Source organism: Pseudoalteromonas sp. 11L1 (genome assembly GCF_055397545.1).
Map to the genome: position 1 here is coordinate 109803 of NZ_AP041142.1, position 21392 is coordinate 131194.

23 protein-coding genes are annotated in these 21392 nt (G+C 40.3%); 11 read left to right on the forward strand and 12 right to left on the reverse strand.

Annotated features, from left to right (window positions below; all coding sequences use genetic code 11):
- The first annotated feature begins 33 nt into the window (after positions 1-33).
- From ACZ5WS_RS16235 to ACZ5WS_RS16245, 3 genes are all read left to right on the forward strand, one after another.
- A complete protein-coding gene (locus ACZ5WS_RS16235; RefSeq protein ID WP_464711971.1) occupies positions 34-1386 on the forward strand; it encodes a DNA-3-methyladenine glycosylase 2 family protein in 1353 nt (450 codons plus the stop codon).
- Positions 1383-1850, forward strand: a complete 468-nt coding sequence (locus tag ACZ5WS_RS16240) for a methylated-DNA--[protein]-cysteine S-methyltransferase (protein WP_464711974.1) — start codon at positions 1383-1385, stop codon at positions 1848-1850. The genes ACZ5WS_RS16235 and ACZ5WS_RS16240 overlap by 4 nt, the downstream gene beginning before the upstream one ends.
- 77 nt (positions 1851-1927) lie before the next feature.
- Complete coding sequence (locus ACZ5WS_RS16245; protein ID WP_008112278.1) at positions 1928-2512, forward strand: thymidine kinase; 585 nt, start codon at positions 1928-1930, stop codon at positions 2510-2512.
- On the opposite strand, the gene ltaE is transcribed toward ACZ5WS_RS16245, so the two are convergent.
- Complete coding sequence (ltaE, locus tag ACZ5WS_RS16250; RefSeq protein ID WP_464711976.1) at positions 2495-3499, reverse strand: low-specificity L-threonine aldolase; 1005 nt, start codon at positions 3497-3499, stop codon at positions 2495-2497. The two genes, ACZ5WS_RS16245 and ltaE, sit on opposite strands and share 18 nt — an antisense overlap.
- A gap of 19 nt (positions 3500-3518) precedes the next feature.
- A complete protein-coding gene (rlmF, locus tag ACZ5WS_RS16255; protein ID WP_464711978.1) occupies positions 3519-4451 on the reverse strand; it encodes a 23S rRNA (adenine(1618)-N(6))-methyltransferase RlmF in 933 nt (310 codons plus the stop codon).
- A 129-nt stretch (positions 4452-4580) separates the two neighbouring features.
- On the opposite strand from rlmF, the gene ACZ5WS_RS16260 reads away from it, so the two are divergent.
- Positions 4581-5489 (forward strand): alpha/beta fold hydrolase, encoded by a 909-nt coding sequence (locus ACZ5WS_RS16260; protein WP_198522722.1) that lies wholly within the window; start codon positions 4581-4583, stop codon positions 5487-5489.
- Here the strand turns inward: ACZ5WS_RS16260 and ACZ5WS_RS16265 are convergent.
- The 3 genes from ACZ5WS_RS16265 to ACZ5WS_RS16275 all read right to left on the reverse strand — a co-directional run bounded on the left by ACZ5WS_RS16265 (position 5458) and on the right by ACZ5WS_RS16275 (position 10091).
- Complete coding sequence (locus tag ACZ5WS_RS16265; RefSeq protein WP_464711980.1) at positions 5458-6900, reverse strand: tetratricopeptide repeat-containing sulfotransferase family protein; 1443 nt, start codon at positions 6898-6900, stop codon at positions 5458-5460. The genes ACZ5WS_RS16260 and ACZ5WS_RS16265 overlap by 32 nt on opposite strands.
- 129 nt (positions 6901-7029) lie before the next feature.
- Positions 7030-9600 (reverse strand): TonB-dependent receptor plug domain-containing protein, encoded by a 2571-nt coding sequence (locus ACZ5WS_RS16270; RefSeq protein ID WP_290170810.1) that lies wholly within the window; start codon positions 9598-9600, stop codon positions 7030-7032.
- Between the two features lie 332 nt (positions 9601-9932).
- Entirely contained in the window at positions 9933-10091 is a 159-nt protein-coding gene (locus ACZ5WS_RS16275) for an oxidoreductase-like domain-containing protein (protein ID WP_138606804.1), read from the reverse strand.
- 103 nt (positions 10092-10194) lie between these two features.
- On the opposite strand from ACZ5WS_RS16275, the gene ACZ5WS_RS16280 reads away from it, so the two are divergent.
- The gene (locus ACZ5WS_RS16280) at positions 10195-10617 is read left to right on the forward strand and encodes a hypothetical protein (protein WP_198522719.1); all 423 of its coding nucleotides are present in this window, start codon (positions 10195-10197) and stop codon (positions 10615-10617) included.
- Between the two features lie 83 nt (positions 10618-10700).
- The gene (locus ACZ5WS_RS16285; protein ID WP_198522718.1) at positions 10701-12062 is read left to right on the forward strand and encodes a leucyl aminopeptidase family protein; all 1362 of its coding nucleotides are present in this window, start codon (positions 10701-10703) and stop codon (positions 12060-12062) included.
- A gap of 51 nt (positions 12063-12113) precedes the next feature.
- Here ACZ5WS_RS16285 and gloA2 read toward each other — a convergent pair whose 3' ends face one another.
- Together gloA2 and ACZ5WS_RS16295 are read right to left on the reverse strand one after the other, a co-directional pair.
- Positions 12114-12500 (reverse strand): SMU1112c/YaeR family gloxylase I-like metalloprotein, encoded by a 387-nt coding sequence (gene gloA2 / locus ACZ5WS_RS16290; protein WP_198522717.1) that lies wholly within the window; start codon positions 12498-12500, stop codon positions 12114-12116.
- Between the two features lie 82 nt (positions 12501-12582).
- On the reverse strand, positions 12583-13662 hold the full coding sequence (locus ACZ5WS_RS16295; protein ID WP_010389122.1) for a ketoacyl-ACP synthase III: 1080 nt from the start codon (positions 13660-13662) through the stop codon (positions 12583-12585).
- 365 nt (positions 13663-14027) lie between these two features.
- Here ACZ5WS_RS16295 and ACZ5WS_RS16300 point away from each other — a divergent pair, with 365 nt between their 5' ends.
- The 5 genes from ACZ5WS_RS16300 (at position 14028) to ACZ5WS_RS16320 (ending at position 17485) form a co-directional block, all read left to right on the forward strand.
- On the forward strand, positions 14028-15266 hold the full coding sequence (locus tag ACZ5WS_RS16300; RefSeq protein ID WP_198522716.1) for a sensor histidine kinase: 1239 nt from the start codon (positions 14028-14030) through the stop codon (positions 15264-15266).
- Positions 15263-15790 carry a response regulator transcription factor gene (locus ACZ5WS_RS16305; protein ID WP_138570194.1) on the forward strand — a complete coding sequence of 176 codons (528 nt, stop codon included), beginning with the start codon at positions 15263-15265 and terminating at the stop codon, positions 15788-15790. Before ACZ5WS_RS16300 ends, ACZ5WS_RS16305 begins: the two co-directional genes overlap by 4 nt.
- Positions 15791-15817: 27 nt before the next feature.
- Complete coding sequence (locus ACZ5WS_RS16310; protein WP_464711984.1) at positions 15818-16240, forward strand: thiol-disulfide oxidoreductase DCC family protein; 423 nt, start codon at positions 15818-15820, stop codon at positions 16238-16240.
- A gap of 87 nt (positions 16241-16327) precedes the next feature.
- Positions 16328-16606, forward strand: coding sequence for a peptidylprolyl isomerase (locus tag ACZ5WS_RS16315; RefSeq protein WP_138606824.1), 279 nt, complete (start codon positions 16328-16330; stop codon positions 16604-16606).
- A 72-nt stretch (positions 16607-16678) separates the two neighbouring features.
- Positions 16679-17485 carry a hypothetical protein gene (locus tag ACZ5WS_RS16320; RefSeq protein ID WP_464711986.1) on the forward strand — a complete coding sequence of 269 codons (807 nt, stop codon included), beginning with the start codon at positions 16679-16681 and terminating at the stop codon, positions 17483-17485.
- Positions 17486-17511: 26 nt separating this feature from the next.
- Here the strand turns inward: ACZ5WS_RS16320 and ACZ5WS_RS16325 are convergent, their stop codons facing one another.
- The 5 genes from ACZ5WS_RS16325 to ACZ5WS_RS16345 all read right to left on the reverse strand — a co-directional run bounded on the left by ACZ5WS_RS16325 (position 17512) and on the right by ACZ5WS_RS16345 (position 21388).
- Positions 17512-18168: a DsbA family oxidoreductase gene (locus ACZ5WS_RS16325; RefSeq protein WP_464711988.1), complete on the reverse strand. Its 657-nt coding sequence runs from the start codon at positions 18166-18168 to the stop codon at positions 17512-17514.
- A gap of 121 nt (positions 18169-18289) precedes the next feature.
- Positions 18290-19510, reverse strand: coding sequence for a M24 family metallopeptidase (locus tag ACZ5WS_RS16330; protein ID WP_464711990.1), 1221 nt, complete (start codon positions 19508-19510; stop codon positions 18290-18292).
- A 137-nt stretch (positions 19511-19647) separates the two neighbouring features.
- Complete coding sequence (locus ACZ5WS_RS16335; protein ID WP_054201270.1) at positions 19648-20256, reverse strand: flavin reductase family protein; 609 nt, start codon at positions 20254-20256, stop codon at positions 19648-19650.
- Positions 20257-20267: 11 nt separating this feature from the next.
- On the reverse strand, positions 20268-20993 hold the full coding sequence (locus ACZ5WS_RS16340) for an SDR family NAD(P)-dependent oxidoreductase (protein WP_464711992.1): 726 nt from the start codon (positions 20991-20993) through the stop codon (positions 20268-20270).
- Positions 20990-21388, reverse strand: coding sequence for a thiol-disulfide oxidoreductase DCC family protein (locus ACZ5WS_RS16345; protein ID WP_464711994.1), 399 nt, complete (start codon positions 21386-21388; stop codon positions 20990-20992). Before ACZ5WS_RS16345 ends, ACZ5WS_RS16340 begins: the two co-directional genes overlap by 4 nt.
- Positions 21389-21392: the final 4 nt, after the last annotated feature.

Sequence of the window (21392 nt, forward strand, 5' to 3'; positions counted from 1 at the left end):
AGCTAAGCGCTACATAACTTATAAGAGCAATTTATGGTTAATCAGCATTGGCAAAAAGCGCGTCAGAGCCGCGATGCGCGTTTTGATGGGCTTTTTTATGTAGCGGTAAAAACCACAGGTATTTATTGTCGGCCAATTTGCCCCGCGCCCACTGCGCATGAAAAAAATGTAACCTACTATCAGTTTGCGCACTCTGCTGCGCAAGCAGGGTTTAGGCCTTGTATTCGTTGCAGGCCCGATAGCGCACCAGGTAGTGCTGCTTGGCTGGGATCACAAACCACAGCATTGCGTGCTAAGCAGTTAATTGATCAATATCACGAGTGCGATTGTGAAGTTCTTGCTGCGCGTTTAGGAATAAGCAGCCGCTATTTAAGACGGCTTTTTTCTCAATATTTTGGTCTTTCAGTAACTCAATATCGGTTATTTAACCAATGCCATTTTGCAAAAAAATTGATTCAAGAAACCAGCTTACCGCTTACCGAGATAGCGTTTGCCTCTGGCTTTAAAAGTGTACGACGATTCAATGATGCTTTTTTAAAACAACTTAATATCGCGCCCTCAGCGCTCAGAACCGCCAAGCACTTAACTGATCTTGGGCTCACCTTAATTTTGCCTTTTCGTCCGCCGTATAACTGGCAAGCATTGCATGGGTTTTTAGCAAAACGACTTATAGAGCCAATAGAGTGGTTAACGCCAACCAGTTATGGGCGTACTTTTACTTATAAATCGTGTAGAGGCCGCTTCAATGCTGAATTTATTGCAGATAAACATCATTTTCGGGTACAAATTGATATAGATAATACGCAATATTTACAGCCAGTTATTAACAACATTCGCCGTGTACTTGATTTAGATGCAGATACTTATTTAATTGAGGCACATTTAAGCGAACACATTAATAATGCATTTCCACTTACTAAAGGCCTAAGGTTACCGGGTATTTGGTCAACCTTTGAAGCGGGTATTCGCGCTGTGTTAGGTCAGCAGGTGAGTGTAACTGCGGCGCATAATTTAGTGACTCAATTAGTGCAACAGCTTTCGGAGCAACAAGAGGGAAAGGTGTACTTTCCAACACCTGAAGTAGTGGCAGGTAGTGATTTTGCTTTTTTTAAAATGCCGCAGGCACGTAAAAATGCACTGCATAATCTCGCTGAATTTTGTGCTATTCACCCCAAGGAGGATGATTTAGACCAATGGCTTACTTTAAAAGGAATTGGCCCTTGGACGGTTAATTACGCAAAACTGCGCGGTCAAAGCCAACCCGATATTTTACTTGATGGCGATTTAGGGGTTAAAAAAGCCCAAGCGGCAGCAAGCTCTTTTGAATCTGCGAACTGTGCACCATTTCGATCTTACTTAACTTTTCAACTTTGGCAGCAATTATGATAGTGCAAACCAGTTTACCCAGTCCGATTGACGATATTATTATTCAGGCAACTGAAAACGGTATTAGTTATGTGGGGTTTTATCCACCGACCAGTTATATCAGTACGCCTTTAAATAAGGTGACTAATTCACATGTTTTATCTTGTGTGGCGCAGCTTAATGAGTACTTTGCTCATACGCGTACTGAGTTTGATTTAGAGCTTGATATTGGCGGTACGCCATTTCAGCAAAGCGTATGGCAGGCATTACAAAGCGTACCGTTTGCTAAAGTGGCAACCTATAAAGATATTGCCATACAATTAAATAATCCTAAAGCAGTGAGGGCGGTGGGGGCTGCAAATGGCAAAAACCCAATCAGTATTATTGTGCCGTGTCACCGCATCATTGGTGCAAATAAAAAGCTAACTGGTTATGCTGGTGGTCTAGAGCGTAAGCAATGGTTACTAGAGCACGAAGCAAAATAAATAAAATAGCGTTTCCAAATTTGTATTCTCTGCACTTTAGGGTAGCATAAGCGCACTTTTTATTTGAAGGCACGGCCATGGCGCAATTATACTTTTACTACTCTGCAATGAATGCAGGTAAATCAACCACTTTATTACAATCAGCGTTTAATTATAAAGAGCGCGGTATGGAGCCGGTGATCCTCACGGCTGCCATTGACGATAGAGCAGGAGTGGGCAAAGTATCCTCACGTATAGGCCTTCAAGCAGATGCACATATTTATGATGCGGATAAAGACGTATACGAGCTAATTAAATCGCTCAATAGTGATAAAAAACGCCATTGTGTACTCGTGGATGAATGTCAGTTTTTATCTAAAGATCAAGTTATGCAGTTAACCGATGTAGTCGATGAATTAGGTATTCCCGTATTGTGTTACGGCTTAAGAAACGACTTTAGAGGTGAGTTATTTAGCGGCTCGCAATATTTACTTGCTTGGGCTGATAAGTTAATAGAACTTAAAACGGTGTGTCATTGTGGGCGTAAAGCAAATCACGTATTACGTACCGATGAAAATGGCGAGGCTATTGCCGATGGCAACCAAGTAGAAATTGGCGGCAACGACCGTTATGAATCGGTGTGCCGCAAACATTATAAAGCCGCGTTAAATATGGGCCGTTAAGGCTTTTATAAAGGTATCAATATCCGCTTTGGTAATACCTAAATGGGTTACTAGCCTAAGTTGCTTACTTGGGCTAAACACAATGTTCTGTGCTTTTAAATCGTCTGCTAGTTTTGTGATGTTTATGCTGTTATCAAACGTAGCGTAAACCATATTTGTGGTATTACTCATATTTACGTTAAAGCCTGAAATTTCACTTAACTGCTTTGCTAAATAACGTGCATTAGCGTGGTCATCGACTAAACGTTGAGTGTTATTTTCTAAAGCATATTGCCCCGCAGCAGCTAATATACCCGCTTGGCGCATACCGCCGCCAAGCACTTTTCGCCAGCGTCTTGCTTTGGCTATCAATGCTGTTGAACCAAGCAATAATGAACCAACAGGTGCACCTAATCCTTTTGATAAGCAAATAGATACAGAGTCAAAATGTTGGGTTATTTCTTTAATATCAACGTTAAGCTCGGCAGCGGCATTAAAAGCGCGAGCGCCATCTAAATGCAGTGCTAAGTTATGTTGGTTAACAAATTCGCGTGCTTTGAGTAAATAATCAATACCAAGTACTTTACCACCTATGGTGTTTTCAAGGCTTAACAGGCGGGTTTTTGCAAAGTGGCTATCATCGGGTTTAATTGCTGCAGCAATTTTAGTAAAACATAGACTACCATCGGCTTCATTTTCAATAGGCTGTGGCTGAATAGAGCCTAAAACGGCAGCGCCACCGCCTTCAAACTTGTAGTTATGAGCATTTTGGCCACATATATACTCGTCGCCGCGTTCACAATGGGCCATTAATGCAAGCAGATTTGTTTGTGTGCCTGAGCTACAAAAAAGTGCATCTTGCACATTAAAACGTAATCGAGCATAAGCTTCTAATTGGTTTACACTTTCATCATCGCCATAAACGTCGTCGCCGACGGGGGCATGATACATAATATCCCGCATTTTGCTGCACGGTTTTGTTACTGTATCTGAGCGAAAATCTATCATGGGGTGTCCTTAAGTAGCTTTATACTAATTCTTCACAAATTTGTTCTCGGGTGGCTTTATCAAAATAGCTCCATGCAATAAAGCGACTGACTTTTTGCCCTTGTGCCATTTCAACAATTTTAAATTCACTAATAGGCTGTTGTTTTAGCTGTGCTTCTAAGGCTGCTAGAGTTTCTTTTTTAGAAACCAACGAGGTAAACCAAATTACTTGGTCACTGTGAACCCTGCTTTCTTTGATCATGTTAGAAATGAATGCTAATTCACCACCTTCACACCACAGCTCATTACTTTGTCCGCCAAAATTAAGTGCTTGCGAAGGCGCTTTGCCTAAGTTTTTCCATTTACGTTCACTGCCTTTACTGGCTTCTTCTGCACTGGCGTGAAATGGCGGGTTACACATCGTTAAATGATACAAATCTTTCGCATTAATCACCCCTTTAAAAATATGCTCGGGATTTTTTTGTTGTTTAAGCGTTATTTTTAGATTATTGAACTGAGCGAGCTGCTTGGCTATTTTTATTGCTGCAGAGTCTATGTCGCTGCCAGTAAAATGCCATTGGTATTCGCTATTGCCCGTTAGCGGGTAAACTAAGTTAGCGCCAGTGCCTATATCAAGCACTTTAATTTGTCGGCCAGTGGGAATAACCTGCTGATTATCTTCGCTGAGTAAGTCAGCTAAGTAATGAATATAATCTACTCTACCTGGAATAGGTGGGCACAAGTTGTGCTCAGGAATGTCCCAAAAGTTAATTTTGTAATGACTTTTTAATAGCGCCTGATTCAAGGTTTTTACAGCTAAGTTATTACTAAAATCAATACTTTGATTGCCTGCTGGAGTCGTAATTAAAAAAGCAGTTAACGAAGGGGTTTGCGAGGTAAGCAAATTAAAATCGTAACCATTTTTGTGTTGATTGCGCGGATGTAATTTAGAACGAGTTGATTTTGCTTTCATGAGGCTTTTTTAACAACAGGAATAAAAGCCAATAGTAACAAATACAGACAGAAAAAGTGCATAATTTTCCCTTTGGCTTACCAGTTATTACTGGTAGGATGAGTTGTTAGCAATTATAAGGAATTCGCTTTGGCAGTTACTCAAGAGTCTGTTTTTATTAAATTAGGTGACCATCAAACACTGCATTTGCGCCGTATCGCAAACCAGCAGCCAAGTGGGCCTGTGGTGCTATTAATTCATGGCGCGGTAGAAAATGGCAAAATATTTTACACTCATAGCAATAAAGGGCTAGCGCCTTTTTTAGCTGAACAAGGGTATTGTTGCTACGTAGCTGATTTACGCGGGCGTGGTGAAAGTAAGCCAGCTATTTGTAAGCAAGCACGGTATGGACAAACTGAGGCGATTGTTGAAGATATTCCGGCATTTATTGAAAAAATTGAACAGTTAGAGAGTAAAAAACCTGACTTTTTAGTTGCTCATTCTTGGGGTGGGGTGTTGCTAAATAGCGTGTTTGCTCGCTTTCCTGAGCTGATAAACGATGTAAAAGCGTGTGCCTATTTTGGTTCAAAGCGTTCGCTATTTAATAACCATCCTAAAAAGTTATTTCAGGCCAATTTAATTTGGTATTTTATGGCACCAATTTTAGCGAAAAAACACGGTTATTTACCGGCAAAACGCTTAAAGTGGGGCAGCGATGATGAAACTCAAAAGTCGCACTATCAAAGTATGCAGTGGGCGAAGCAAAATCCGTGGATAGACAGTGATGACGGCTTTGATTACGCTAAAACATTAGCAAGCCTTACGCTTCCTCCAACGTTACATATTGCGGCAGTAAAAGATAAAGCATTGGCACAGCCTATCGACATTCAAAAGTTTATTGATGAGTCAGGTACTGGGGTGCAAAAAATGCAAATATATGGCCGCCGCTTTGGGCACAAAGTAGATTACGACCATATTAATATGCTTACTCACCCACAGGCACGCCAAGAGCAGTTTATGGATGTGCTTAATTGGTTTGAGGCAACGAGAGCAAACTAAGTAAAGGTGCTTCATAACGCTGCCACTTATCAAGGCTTTTGTTATTTACAGGTTGCCTGATGGCATGTTTACTAAGCGTTGTAACTGCGCTTTTATTTTTGTAAAAGTCTAAACAAGTGTGTTCAAATTCGCAGCCCGTAAAACTCAATAGTGCGGTTAATTGTTCCTTTGGATTTTCAATTAGCTGCTCATAACTTAAATTATAAATAGCTAAGCGGTTAAACTGCTGCCAATGGCTCATTAGTTTTTCATAAAGCTGATGATACAAAGTAAACTCATTTAAATCACAAAAATAGGGTTCGTTTTCAGCAAAGTAATTAGTAAACACTGAAAAGGCGGTTGCGTGAAAGTTACGGGTCAGGTTAATAAACTTAGCATCTGGGAATAAAATATAAATTAGCCCTAAGTTTTGGTAGTTGCTCGGCAGTTTATTGATCACAAATGGGCAGTTGCCCCCAAAAGAGCTTAACGTTTCTAAATAAATATCTCTGGCTTGGTTAATTAAAGGCGTTGTTAGTTTAGCTAAACATTGAGGGTAGCGTAATCTTGTTTTATGTTCTAAAAAAGCAACTACCTTACTACTAATACTGGTGTCTTCTCCAAGCGTTGCCCATTGACTGTGCCCTGATAACATTTGCTCAAGTAGGGTTGAACCGCTGCGTGGCATGCCAATAATAAACACGGGTGTGACAGGGTACTGTTTATTTAGTTTTGCTAAATTGAGCACACTTTCATTGTTATATTCAATAAGTTGATCATAAAACTCAATTAAATTCTCAGTATTAAATTCACTGAGTTTACGTTGTTGCTGATTGGCAATAACAAAGTAATTAAATGCTTGATCAGTATCATCTAACTTGTCGTAACTTTTAGCTAAAGCATAATAACAGACCATTTTTAAGCGTAGGTTATTTGTTTGCGTTAAAAAATGGTGTAACTGATCAATGTAATTATTTGCTTTATTAAAGCGCCCTAATTGTACCAATTCAAATAAAACATAAGCCGTAACCGGTGCTATCCCAAGCTTTAATGCCTCCTCAAATGTGGCCTGCGCTTTATCAAGCTCGCCAAAGTTTAAATAGTGCTGAGCTAAATAATAATGAGTGTCTGGGTTTTCTGTAGCAATACTGGTTGCGTATTCGAGTACTTTTTGCGCATCTTCAGGGGAGTTGACCGCTTTAAATGCATCACTTAGTGCATATAAGGGTTCTAATACATAGGGTAGATGCTGACACGCCCGTTGTAGTATATACACAGCGGCATCAAATTGTTCTAAACGCAATGCTACTTTACCTAGACCAAATAGGGCGTCACCATTGTCTGGCTCTGATTGTAAAAGCGTTTTGAAATGAAACTCAGCTTCTCTAAGCTTGTTTTGTGATAATAACTCATTTGCTTTTTTTAGTAGCATAATACAACAAATATTCTTTTTATTTACTATAACCCTAACGCCATAAAAAATGCGAGTAAATAGGCATCTTAGAGCCAATAAAAAGGCGAAATGCATTACACATTTCGCCTTTTTTGTTGTTAACACATTTTAGAAAGTATAGGTTGCTTTAGCGTAGTAAAAACCACCATTAATACCGTATGGAGAAGTTTCGTAGTACTTACCACCCCAATTGTTATTAGGTGCTACGGTAAAATCAAGTTTCTCTGCTTCTTGGTCCAGTAGGTTTTGTGCACCGACTGAGAAACTGATTGAGTCATTCATAAAGTAAGTTACTTCAACATCTAATGTTACTGCTGCATCAGCTATTTTAGCGGTTTCATCATAATCTACGTGAACACCTTGGTACTCACCAAAGTAGTTAAGACGAGAAAATGCTGAAAAGCTTTCCCATTGCTGTGCCCAGCTCAGTGTTGCGCGGTGATTAGGTAAGTCATTTTCAAGACGACTTACTTTAAACGCACCTGTGATATCACTTGAGCGTGTTACTTCTGTTTCATTCCAGTTGTACGCTAAGCTAAATGTAGAACTACCATTGAATAATTCAGCTGAGTAGTTAGCCACTAAGTCAACACCTTGAGTAGTGGTATCAAAGTCATTGGTAAAGAAACTAACTTGCGCTAAGTTTTGTACGTTAGGTACACCGGCAGCTTCGAGCGTGTCTTTATCAGCTTGACTAAGTTCAATTTTATCTGATTGGCTAATACGATCATCTACTTGGATGTTGTAGTAATCAACTGTTAAGAATAAATCACCAATGGTGTATACCGCACCAAAGGTATAACTTTGAGACTCTTCTGGCTCAAGTTCAGTACCACCAAGTTGAATAGCAATTGGGTTAGTTGGTGGTAATAGCGCTGAGTCTACTAATACACCGCTGCTTAAGTTAGTTTGTACGTTACTAACATTCGCTTGGCCTACGGTAGGTGCACGGAAACCAGTACTAATTGAACCACGAATATTCAGATCATCAGTAAGGTGGTATTGACCCATTAACTTATAGTTAGTGGTTGAACCAAAGGTATCGTAATCTTCGTAGCGAAGCGCTAAGCCCATTAAGAACTCTTCAGTGAATGGCGCTTCAATATCAATGTAAGCTGCATAGTTTCGACGGTCGTATTCGCCTGCATCTGATGGTTTAAATCCAGGGAAACCGTTAGAACCAATACCAAAACCTTGATCAGTTAGTGGGCCAGCTATAAACGAAGCTTCATCGCCTGATACCACGGTAAAGGTTTCTTCATGCCACTCTAAACCACCGGCAATGTTTACATCGTAAGCTAAGTCAAAGTCAAAACCCTTTGAAATATCAAAATTAAAGTTTTTCTCTAATTGTTCATATTTACCTGGGCTAAAATCACGCGGGCTATCTGGACCCAACGATGCATTGATTGTGTCGTATATAAAGTAGCGAGATTCGTTGTAACCTACAGTACCGCTTAAATCATAGTAAGCGCCTTCTAAAAAGCCGCCAGTAAACTCACCTTTAGTACCAATAGTGAGTGACGTATCTGTGATATTACCACCAAAGTTTGGTGTAAAACCGCCCGGAAGCATTTCGTTAAATGCGAAACAATCAGGGTTGTTTGCTACACCATTAATGTAGTCAGGGTTATCAAGAACGTTGTCATCAATCATGATTGTTGGACAATTACCGCTCATATCGCCAGTTAAATCACCAACAAGGAGTGTTTCGCCACCATCGTTTGAGTATGCACCAGGGCGAGTATGTGGGTTACGGTAATAAAAACCACCACGTACATCACGCTCAGAATAGTTACCAAACATATAAAATTGTGAGTCATTAGTTAGCTCTAAACCAACATTACCAAAGATAGAGATGTCGTCATCAACCTCTGGTGCACCCCATACTTGGGTGATCGGAGCAATGTCTGGTACTCCAGCCTTGATAAGTTGAGTTGCATCGTAGCGTTGAACTGAACGGCTGGTCGCATCGGCTGTTTTGTACTGAAAGCTTAAATTTGCAAAACCGCTATCGGTAAACGGTAAACCCACATTACCTGAAATTTGGGTTGTATCACCGTCGCCCTCGTAATATTGGCCTTTACGAACTTCAAATGACCCGCCTTCCGAGGCATCTTTAAGTTGGAAATTTAAAACCCCAGCAATCGCATCAGAACCATATTGTGCAGCGGCACCATCGCGAAGTACTTCTACTTGTTTCAATGCAATACTTGGAATAACTGAAATGTCGGCACCTTGCGCACCATCATTAATACCACCACCTAAAAAGGCAATAACTGAAGCGCGATGACGACGTTTGCCGTTAAGTAAAATTAATGTGCTATCTGAAGGTAGTCCGCGTAGGTTTGCAGGGCGCACTAGTGAAGCGGCATCACTAATTGGCATTGAGTGAACGTTTAAAGAAGGAATAGCCCCTTTTAACAGCTCTAGCATATCAGTATTACCTGATTTGCTAAGCTCTTCACCACCGATAATGTCGATAGGAACAGGTGAGTCACCAATAGAGCGAGGCGCAGAGCGCGTACCAACTACGGCAATTTTTTCTACGTTTTTGTTTACTTTAACTTCGGTTTGCTCTTCTTGAGCAATTGCTGAACCAGAAACAAACAAGCCTGCGGCTGTTGTTGCTAGAGCAAATTTGATCGCCTGTTGAAGCGTATTGCTTTTTAATTTCATTCTAAATATCCCCAGTTAGAATTAATTTGTATAGTCTATTACTGACTTATTATTGTGGACATTTCACGTTCAATGGGGAGCAAATATAGCTAACTCACTCCTAAAAGCTTAATTAATTAAGCGCACCTCCTGTGAGTCCTCGAATAGACTATAGATAAAAAAACTAAAGAGGGCAATGGGTAATTAACCACTATTTAACAAGTTGAAACAAATGATTTATCTAAAAATAACGCAGAGTTAATTGCAGCTAGGGCGAGAAAAGGAGGAAAAAACAGACATTGATACATAATGACTAACTAAATAAGTTAATTTAGTCATTTTATATTATTGAATTAAATTGATTTGCTGTTGATATTTTCACCATGATGTTTTTTCCACGCTGCCAGCTTTTCTTTATATTCATCCCACACACAAGGGCAGCAACTGCCTCCGCCACAGCATTCATCAGATTTTGGTCTTTCGGGTTTAGTGTCGGGGCGATTTTTTTGCATTTTTTATTACAAAAGTGGAAAAAAGGACACTTAGAATAAATGATTGAACAAAGCGTGTAAATTATTCTTTGTGAACTTAGAGCGCTGTGTGAGAATACAGGCTATGCGATTATATAAAGTCATTCATCGTGCCCCCTGGCGGGTTGCTAAAATTAGTAAAAAGCGACAGCAACTGCGTTTTCGCCGTGCTATGGTGGCGCTTAAAATAGCCCTTGCTCAAGAAAGGCAAGAAACCAAAGAGATGCTAATAACCTACAAGCGTTATACTCAAGGGCAAACAAACAAAGCAGAGCTAAAACGCGCCAATGAGCAGTTTGTTGATATATTAAAAGGGTTGGGGCTAGGCATTTTTGCGTTATTACCCTTTGCACCATTAACTATTCCATTGGTTGTTAAGCTAGGGCAGTTTGTGGGTGTTGATGTATTGCCGAGCTCTTTTAGTATGAATAAGACTATGAAAGAAATTGATCAAGAAATTACTCAACAAAACCAACAGCAAGACTCAACTCCTCCCGAAAAGAAGTAAGCTAGTTAGGGTATAATTAGCTATACCTTTTAATAGTGCTTATTGTTATGCTAGGGCATCAATTTCTATTATGTGAGTCATTAATGAGCGCTTTACTTTGTCATACCTCTTCAGGTATCCCTCTATCTTTTATTGTTAAAAATGAATTAACAGACTGGCTTACTCAGCAACCGAGCTTTGTGCAGCAGTGGCTTGCAAATACCGACTTTGAAAAGTCAGGACTGGCGTTAATACCAAACGCAGAAACGGGTGAACTAAGCCAAGTATTTTGTATTATGCAACGAGCTGATGATTTTTGGGCCGCTGGCGAGCTTGCAAGTAAATTACCTAAAGGCTGCTATCAAATTCAGGGTGATGAATCGTTAGTTTCTCAACTTGCTTTAGGGTTTGTGTTAGGTGGTTATGAGTTCAGTGAGTATAAACAAAAAGCCACAGCTAAAGCTCAGCTTGGCATTGCTGATAAAACATTATATGAACAAGTAAAACAACAAGCAGATGCAATTAATCTAGCCCGTGATTTAGTAAATACCCCCGCTGCCGATATGATGCCGCAGCACTTATCACAAGTAATGAGCGATTTAGCTGATACATTCGACGGCGAGTTTACCCAATGGGTAGGCGATGAGCTATTAGAACAAAATTATCCAACTATTCATATGGTAGGCCGTGCAAGTGAAAACAAACCGCGTTTACTCGATTTGAAGTGGGGGGCGGTTGATGCGCCACAAATTACATTAGTAGGTAAAGGTGTATGTTTTGACTCAGGTGGACTGGATTTAAAACCAAGTTCAGGCATGCGTAACATGAAAAAAGACATGGGTGGGGCAGCACATGTTATTGCCTTAGCTCAATTAATTATGGCCGCTAACTTACCAATACGTCTTCGCGTGTTAGTCCCTGCGGTTGAGAATGCCGTTTCGCGTAATGCATTTCGTCCAGGCGATGTAATAAAAACACGTAAAGGTATTATGGTCGAAATAGATAATACTGATGCAGAAGGGCGACTAGTTCTGTGTGATGCACTAAGCGAAGCACAAAACGATGATCCTGAATTAATTATTGATTTCGCTACTTTAACCGGTGCATGTCGTGTTGCTTTAGGAACAGAACTGCCAGGCTTTTTCTCAACGGAACGTGATGTAGCTAATGCGATTATGGACTCGGGTATGCAAGTTAACGACCCTGTTTGGCAATTGCCGTTATTCGAGCAATACACCCCATTTTTGAAAAGCGATGTGGCTGATATGACTAACTGTTCAAGTACGCCATTTGGTGGCGCAATTACCGCTGCGCTTTATTTGAAAGAGTTTGTAGAGCCAAATACACCATGGGTTCATTTTGATGTAATGGCATGGAACTTACGAGCATTACCCGGGCGTCCTGCGGGTGGTGAAGCTCTAGGTATTCGTGCAGTATTTACTTACCTACAAAATCGATTTAACTAACCTAGCTTGGGTTAATTAAGTCAAACATACCTTGCCTTGAGTTATTTGATGTTAAAGCGCATATAACTCAAGGGGTAAACCATCTGGATCGGCAAAAAAGGTGAATTTTTTGCCGGTTATTTCATCCACTCTTATTTCTTCTACGTCGATTCCATGCGACTCTAAATACGTTTTACTGTTTTCTACATTACTAACCTTAAATGCTAAATGTCTAAGTCCTTGTGCTTCGGGATAGCTTGGTCTACTTGGCGCATCTTTAAACGAAAATAATTCTAACTGACTGCCATCAGGTAAAGCTAAATCGAGTTTGTAAGACTGACGCTCTGCTCGATAGTGCTCATTAATAATCGTGAGCTTTAATATTTCACTATAAAAATGTTTAGAGCGTGGGTAGTTGCTGCAAATGATGGCTACATGATGAATGCCTAGTAGTTGCATATACTTTCCTTAAAAAGCAAAAAGCGCACTGAAAGCAGTGCGCTGTTTATCAATACATATTTGCTTGGTGTAATATTAGCTTTTAGCTAGGCTCTGCGTCTTTACACGCTTTTACAGCCGGTGCAACAAGCTCTAAACCTGTTTTATCACACGGTGGAAGTTTAGCATCGCTAACAGCAATGGGGGTTACTCGCTCGCCCCATTTGATATAGCTTGCCGCCCACGTTAGGCCTGCTCCAAATGCAGCCGACATAATATTGGCATGCGGCTTAATTAAACCTTGCTCAACGGCCTCACACAGCGCAATGGCAATCGTTGCAGCAGAGGTATTACCGTATTCGCCAATGTTAACCATTACTTTACTGTCTTCAACCTTTAAACGGTTTTGAATTGCTTGAATAATGCGTAAATTAGCTTGATGTGGCACAAGTACGTCTATATCGTCTAACTTAAGGTTTGCCTGTTCAAGTACGTCGTCACAGGCTTCACTCATGCCTTTAACCGCACGTTTAAATATTTCACGGCCTTCAAATAAAAGGTCTGATGGGCCAATTGGCTCATATTTATTTAAATCACTGCCGAAATTAGTAATGTGTAAAATATCACGATCTTCGCTGTCACAGCCGGTTTTGGTCCCTAATAAGCCTGCAGGTGTTTCTGCTGCTTCAAGCACAACGGCACCGGCACCATCACCAAATAATACTGCGCTATCGCGTCGAGCCCAGTTTACGTACCACGTCATGCGCTCTGCAGCTATAACCACGGCTTTTTTGATCATACCGGCTTGAATTTGCGCTGTCGCAGCTTGTAAAGCATATAAAAAACCAGAACATGCTGCATTGGTGTCCATGGCTGCAGCGCCAGTGGCGCCAATATTTTTTTGTACTAATGAGGCAGTGTTTGCAACTACTGTTGAGGGGGTGCACGTTGCTAAAATAACTAAATCGATATCTTTTGCATCTACGCCAGCGCAAGCAATAGCATGTTTTGCAGCCACACTAGCAAGCTCGGCAGTACTTACATGGCTAACTCTACGGGCTTTGATACCGGTACGCGTGGTGATCCACTCATCGGTGGTATCTACAATTTCACTTATTTCGTCGTTACTGATGCTGGCTGGTGGAATGCATTTGCCCCAACCAGTGATATGTGCGTAAGGCATAGTGTGTTCTCTTAAAAGTGGTATGACGTGTTCGTCTAATGAATACGTTATAACAAAAATTAGCTATTAACTCTAGTTTATAGCAGCTATAGAGCTGTAATTACTGCTATTTTACCAATTGTTTGTTGTATTTTTAGTGAAAGGTTAATTGTAAGTTTTTACTTTGTAAATTAAATGAGTGTTTAGCTTAGGTGCTTTTTATAAGCTAGTCCACCACCTTCAACACTTGCTTAAAGCACTAGTGACGTATGCTTGAGTGCAGCTATGCGAGCGGATACTATAAGGCGGTTTAGTGTATAATAGATGCAATAAAAAAAGCATGTTAATCATGAATAATAAAATCAAGTGTATCCAGGAACCATATTGTGTTAATTAAAACCGACCCAGCTATTAGCCGATTATTAATGCTGCGCAGTGGTGCCATCGTTGTTCAGCTTATTGCGGTACTCAGTGTGTATTTTTTACTAGAACATCAAATTGCACTTATGCCGTTGTTAGGGGTTATTGCTGTTGAGGCGGTTTTTCAGTTAGCCAGTGTATTTGCCTACCGGCATGTAAGCCAAGCGAAGCCAATTGGCATGTTAATGCAACTGACCGCCGATGTGCTTTTTTTAACTATTTTGTTGTCTTTAAGTGGCGGTGCAACTAACGCATTTGTGTCGTTATTGTTGCTGCCCATTATGATAGCTGCAATCACATTAAGCGCTCGAGGGCTTGCCTATATTGCTGTATTGGCCATTGCCGCCTATAGCTTATTATTAATTAAAATGCCCGAACACAGTATGCACCAAATGAATATGAATGGTCATTTTATTGGTATGTGGGTTAATTTTGTTATAAGTGCTTGCGTAATTGCGTTAGTGATAGGGGCTATGAACCGCGCTTTGCAACAGCGTGAACGCACTATTGCCAAAGTTAGAGAAAAACAGTTGCGCAATGAACAACTGGTTACACTTGATGGCGCAGCCGCGCAAATTACTCATCAATTAGCAACCCCGATTGCTAATTTACAATTATTGTTTGAGGAGCTTTTAGAAGAGCATCCCAACAATGAAGTTATTCAGCAAATGCAAACGCCGCTATTACAATGCCGCACTCAGCTTAACGACTTTAGAAACCTCTCAATGCAGTTACGAGATAAAAACACGCAATCACCCATTAAAGCAGAGCAGTTGCAAAATCAAATTCATGATACGTTACTATTACAATACCCAAATCAACAAATAAACTGGCTTAACGAGGCACCTGAAGCCACATTACAAAGTGACGCTATGCTGTTACCTGCAATTTTAAATTTATTTCAAAATGCAGTACTTGCTAATCAAAAACACGCCCAAGTGCAACTTGAACTAAGTTGGCAGAAACCTGACGCACAAAACATTGCGTTAATTATTCGGGACTTTGGTGCCGGTTTTTCATCCTCAGAGTTAGCGGAGTTAGGTGGGCAGCTCATGCCGAGTGAACAAGGTATGGGAATCGCAGTTATGTTATCAAATGTGACATTTGAGCGGTTAAATGGCTCGTTAACGGTATATAATCACCCCGAAGGCGGAGCGGTTGCAAAGATAACGATGCCACTATTAACAGCAGAGACAAAAGCATGAAGCTACTTATTATTGAGGATGATATTAATTTAGCGACAACGTTGGCACGGCGGCTAACTAAGCACGGTTTTAACTGCGAGATCGCGCATAATCACACTGATGCACTTCTAAAGGCTCGCCAGCAACAGCCTGACTGTATTTTATTAGATATGAAGCTGGCCGATGAGAATGGACTGTCGCTTATTGCACCGCTGCGCCATTTACTCACTCATGCACATATTGTATTGCTGACTGGCTTTGCAAGTATAGCAACGGCGGTAGAGGCGATGCGCTTAGGTGCTAATGACTATTTAACCAAGCCTGTTGATATGGCAAGTTTATTAAAAGCACTTAAAGTTGAGGTGGCAAGTACGACAGTAACTGAAATTTCTGAGGGAGTTATGTCACCCGAGCGTTTAGAGTGGGAGCATATTCAACATGTTTTACACAGTAATAACGGTAATGTATCAATGACCGCTAGGCAGTTAAATATGCATAGGCGCACCTTGCAGCGTAAGCTACAAAAAAAGCCAGTGCAGCAGTAGTTTAGTACTTAATTTGTGGAAAGTTTTATGAGCGATGATTCCGCGGCATTAATGTTAAATCAAAAAATTATATTATTTGATGCGCAATGTAAGCTTTGCAGTGCGTGGTGTAATTTTATTATAGCTCACGATCCGACCATAAAATTTAAATTGTGCAGCGTGCAATCGCCGGCAGGGCAAACGCTACTTGCTCAATTTGGTTTTTCCACTACCGATTTTACTTCGATGATTTATATAGAAGCACAAAAGCCATTTATCCGTAGCCAAGCCGTTTTTCGGGTGTTCAGCCAGTTAGGGTATCCGTGGAAGTTGCTTAGCGTATTTAAGTTATTACCACGAAGGCTGACTGATTGGCTTTATAACAAAGTGGCTAAAAACCGTTATACATTATTTGGTAAATACCAACACTGTCGAATTCCTCAACAAAAAGATGAAGAACACTACTTATAGCCACATTTTTAGCAAGTGCTGGATCACTTAGGCTGTGCTAAAATCGCGGCGTTTAATTACTAGTAAATAGGTTTTAAGGGCTTTTTCATGGCAAATACAGCGCACGCACTGCATATTTTAGTAAAACATAAAGAGATTGCAGAAGACATCATTAAGCAATTAGGCAAAGGCGCAAAGTTTCAAACCTTAGCTAAAAAATACTCGTCTTGTCCGTCGGGCAAAAAGGGCGGAGATTTAGGCGAATTTAGACGCGGTCAAATGGTTCCACAGTTTGATAAAATTGCGTTTAAAGGCGAGATTTTAGAGCCACATTTGGTAAAAACAAAATTTGGTTGGCATGTGATTAAAGTACTTTATCGCACCTAAAAGCGTAATTCTAAGTTCCCGCTATACTTACTATTCCTCATTTTATAACTGCTAAAGCACTTTGGAATGACTATGAAGTTATTTAATTTATGCTGCAGTGTTATCCTCATTGCCCTGTCTTTTTTTGCATGTGGCAGCGAGCAAACTGTGACGCTAAAAATAGGAAAACCAAGCACACCTAATATGCCAAGAAACCACTATGTTTTGAGCTTATTAGAAAAAAGCTTTGCGCAGATGAATGTAAAACTCAATATTAGTTATAGTGTTGAGCCGATGAATACCAAACGAGTATTAGAAGAGCTAAAGCACGATGGGGCTATTAATTTTGCTTGGTTAAGTATGTCAAAAGAGCAAGCAAATAGCCTCGTACACACAACCTTTCCAATATACAATGGCTTGCACTCAAAACGTTTACTGATGATAAAACAAAGCCGGCTGGGCGAATTTTCAGATATAAAAACCCTTGAACAACTAAAGCCGTTTATAGCCTTACAAAAGCAAAGTTGGTCTGATTATTATGTATTAAAGAACAATGGCTTAACAGTTAATGGTGATTTGAGTTATGAAAGCATGTTAAAAGCGTTAGATGAAGGACTTGGCGATTACTTTCCTCGTTCAGTAACTGCGATTAGAGCTGAAATACAAAAAAGCCCACAGTATAACTTTGTCGTTGAGCCGCATATTATGCTGCAGTATGATAACTTTTATTACTTTTATGCAAATGAAAAAAATAAAGCAATTATCGACTTACTACAGCAGGGCTTAACAAAGCTAGCCAAAAAAGGGGAGCTTGATGCACTCTATACGCAATTTTACCATGATGTTGAGGATGGGCTTGGTTTAAGTCAGCGAACAGTGTTTAAACTGAAACAGCGATAAGGTTATTATCGCTGTAAAACTGTTTGCTAATCTTGCTTAGCTTCTTCTTCATTTATTTGCTTAAGCGCTTGAATAAATGACTCACTCGGCTGCCCACCGGTAAGCGCATACTTATCATTTATAATGAAAGTAGGCACTGAAGTAATACCCATTTGCTTAAAGTTATTTTGCTCTTCGCGAACCGCTTGTACGTATTTATCTGAGTGTAAAATATCACGAGCTGTGTCTTTGTTAAGGCCGACTTTTTCTACCACATCCAGTAATGCATCTTCTTGATTTAAATATTTTAAATCGGTGAAGTGTGCTTCAAAAAACGCCAATTTCAGCTCAGTTTGCTTGCCCTCTTCACGAGCCCACATTAGCAAGCGGTGTAGATCAAAGCTGTTGATCATGATGCGTTTACCGTCAAAATTGAAGGTAAACCCAGCTCGTTCACCCGCATCCGCCATGTTTTGACGATTTCGCGCGCTTTCTTCTTCGGTTAAACTGTATTTTTGCTGCAAGTGCTCGTTTAAGTCTTGCCCTTCAAGTGGCATATCTGGATTAAGCTCAAAAGGGTGCCATGTAATATCCGCACTCATTTCTTCTTTTAATTCTGCCAATGCGGTCTCTAAGTTCTTGTAACCGATAATACACCACGGGCACATTACATCTGAGACGATATCAATTTTAAAGTTTTTCATAGGGATCCTTGAAGGATTGCTTAGTAATAACAATGGATATTGGGATGAAGTCTACTTTATCAATCATTGGACATAAAAAGAGCAGCCAAGGTGCAGCTCTTTTTATTAAATGATTCATATATTAGCTGTTTAAGCCAAATGGGTCATCAATGCTATGACTCGGTTGAGTAAACCAGCGCGGACCATTATCTGTCATGTAAAAGTGATCTTCTAATCTCACCCCAAACTCATCTGGAATAACTAGCATGGGTTCGTTACTAAAACACATGCCAGTGGCAAGCGGGGTTTTATCACCGCCAACTAAATATGGCCATTCGTGAATGTCTAAACCAATACCATGGCCTGTACGATGTGGGCAACCTGGTGTTTGATACTCAGGTCCTAAATTTTGTGCTGCTAAGTAGCTGCGAGCTGCTTCGTCAACCGATTCACAGGTTTCGCCAAGGGCTGCTTGATTAAAAGCTGCTAACTGTGCCGCTTTTTCAAAATCCCAAAACAGGCGTTGTCGGCTGGTTGCTTCACCAAACACATAAGTACGCGTAATATCAGAAAGGTAATCGTGCACTTTACATCCAGTATCGATGAGCACCATGTCGCCTTTTTTCAAAATTTGTGGGTCTTTTACGCCATGTGGGAATGAGGTGGCAAGGCCAAACAATACAATACAGAAGTAATTACCTGGGGCTCCTACTTTTTGATGGGCTTTTTTTATAAATTCTTCGACTTCTACGGTGCTAATTCCTTCATAAAGCATGCTCGCTGTAGCCTTATGAACCGCCAAAGTCATATCCATGGCACATTGCATTAATGCTAATTCATTGACTGATTTATGCATTCGACAATGTGCGGTTACAGGTTGTGCGTTCAGCAGCTTTAATCCTGAACTGGCTTTATTGATACCATCAAAAATAAAAAACTGTGCGCTTTCATCAATACCAACGGTAGCAGTGTCGCTAATATTGAGCTGCTTAAGCACTTTAACACATAGCTTAAACGGGCTTTCATGCTCTTGCCAGCCGTGTATTGGGCCATCAATAACCTTAAAGCCATTTAAAGAGCCAATTTCAAAATGTGGAGCAATGTATTGCACATCACCTACGGCAGGTAAAATAGCGCCAACAAGTCGTTCACTGGCATACCATTTCATTCCGGTGAAATAAGTTAAGTTGGTACCTGCGTTTAAATAAATGGCATCAATGTTGTGCGCTTGCATATAGGTTTGCGCTTTGGCCATACGCGCTAAATATTCATCGGCCTGAATTGGCGTTACTGAGTGAGTCATATTACTTAAACTAGCAAGTGCTTGCTCGGGTGTGTGAGTACCAATACCAACTGTCGTCATATATTTCTCCTACAAAATTTTGCATAGTGTGTAGGTTTAACAGTTTAAATTCAAACTAATTGCGATTAGTGAACAAGGGGCTCAAAAAAAGGGGGGGAGTTATCAAGTCGCTTATTGGAGGACTTGATAACCTCGGGCTATTTTTTTGCATAGGGTAAGCGAGTGAGCTTATTTGCCGTGTGGTAACTATCTAAACCGGTTACTGCAACTGTATCAATGGCTTGTAAATCTAAAAAACCATCACTTTGGAGTGCTGATTCATCCACATATACATCCATTATTTCACCAATAACCAGCTCGGTGCCATTAACAGCTAAATGTTGATTCTCTACAAATTTTACCGCGTATTTAAGTCGACTTTGTGCAACAAAGGGAGCGTTAAACTCATTTAAGTATTCTGTTTTTAACCCCGTTGCATCAAACTCAGATTCATCTTTAGCGTAACGTGCCGAGGTTTGGTGCGCTTGCTGGTAAATGTCACTATTTACTTGATTAATAGTGTAAACGCCTGTTTCTATAATATTTTCAAATGTATGCCTTGGTACGCTGTGCGGGCGCATGATCATGCCAACAAGTGGTGGATGTGCGCCTAAATGAATAACCGAACTAACGATGGCTAAATTGGTATTACCTTGCTCATCCTGTGTGCCAATTAAGTTAGCACTTTTAAACCCTGACAATGAATTTATAAAATGCGTACGTGTGTGCTTTTCAAGCGCAGCTATGCGGTCTTTGGAAAAATGCATGTGTTAATTCCTTACCATTTTATGGTGTTTCCTTGCCAATCTAGGTAGGCAGGTTCGTTGTTAAGTTCTAATTGTGGATTTTCGTAAGTAAATTTAAATAATTGCTGGGCAACAAACTCAGGGGTAAACAGTTTATCTGCAGGAACATTTTTCTGAAATGGCTTAGAAAGCTGTGTATCTGTGGTACCTGGGTGAAATAAAATCAGTTTAGTATTTTTAGCGCGACGAGCAAGCTCAATGGCGGCTGTTTTAAATAGCATATTAAGTGCTGATTTTGATGCGCGATAGGTATACCAACCACCTAATTTATTGTCGTTAATACTACCTACACGAGCGCTCAGAGCGGTAATTGTGCAGTGAGTTTTGTGGTTAAGCAGCGGCACTATACTTTGTAAACACAGCAGGGGTACAAGCGTATTAGAGTGCATAAGCTGCATAAAATAATCACTGTTGATTTCTTCAAGCTTTTTTTCTGGCATGTGCTGGTCGTTGTGTAATTGACCATTAAATATAATCACTTGAGCTATATCTACTTGCTGGGATTTTAACGACTCGGTTAGCTCGTTTAGGCTTTGCGCTGAATAGTCGCTCTGAAAATAGGTTACGTTTATATCGCTGTGATTAATGTTCGATGAGCTGACACAAATAATATTAAATTGTGTTGCTTGTTGGTTTAAGTGATTAACGTAAGATTGGGCAATGGCGCTACTGGCACCAAATAAAATCACTGTTTTCATTTTTCACCTTTGTTTTTGATATTACATTGACCTGAGTTGCACTGTGCATTAGGCATTAAAAAACGACTAATTTGATGACGGTATTTTGCAAAGAAAGTATAAGCATGATCGGCAAAAAAACGAATGACGGGCAAACGAATAATTTTAAGCCAAGGATATTTGCCAACAGTACGCCAAGCTTGATAAGTCACATCTAAGCCGTAAATCATCTGCCCATTATCAGTTTGGGCATGCAGTATATTCATGGCGTATTGCTTATTGATTGCGGGAAAACGCGCATTAAAGTTATCAGCATTTAAATCTTCAAGTGTAACTTTATGATCAACATCGGCACGTTTTAAATGCTGCATCTCTGCATTGCAAAGGGGGCAATTACCATCGTAAAAAATGATCATGTCA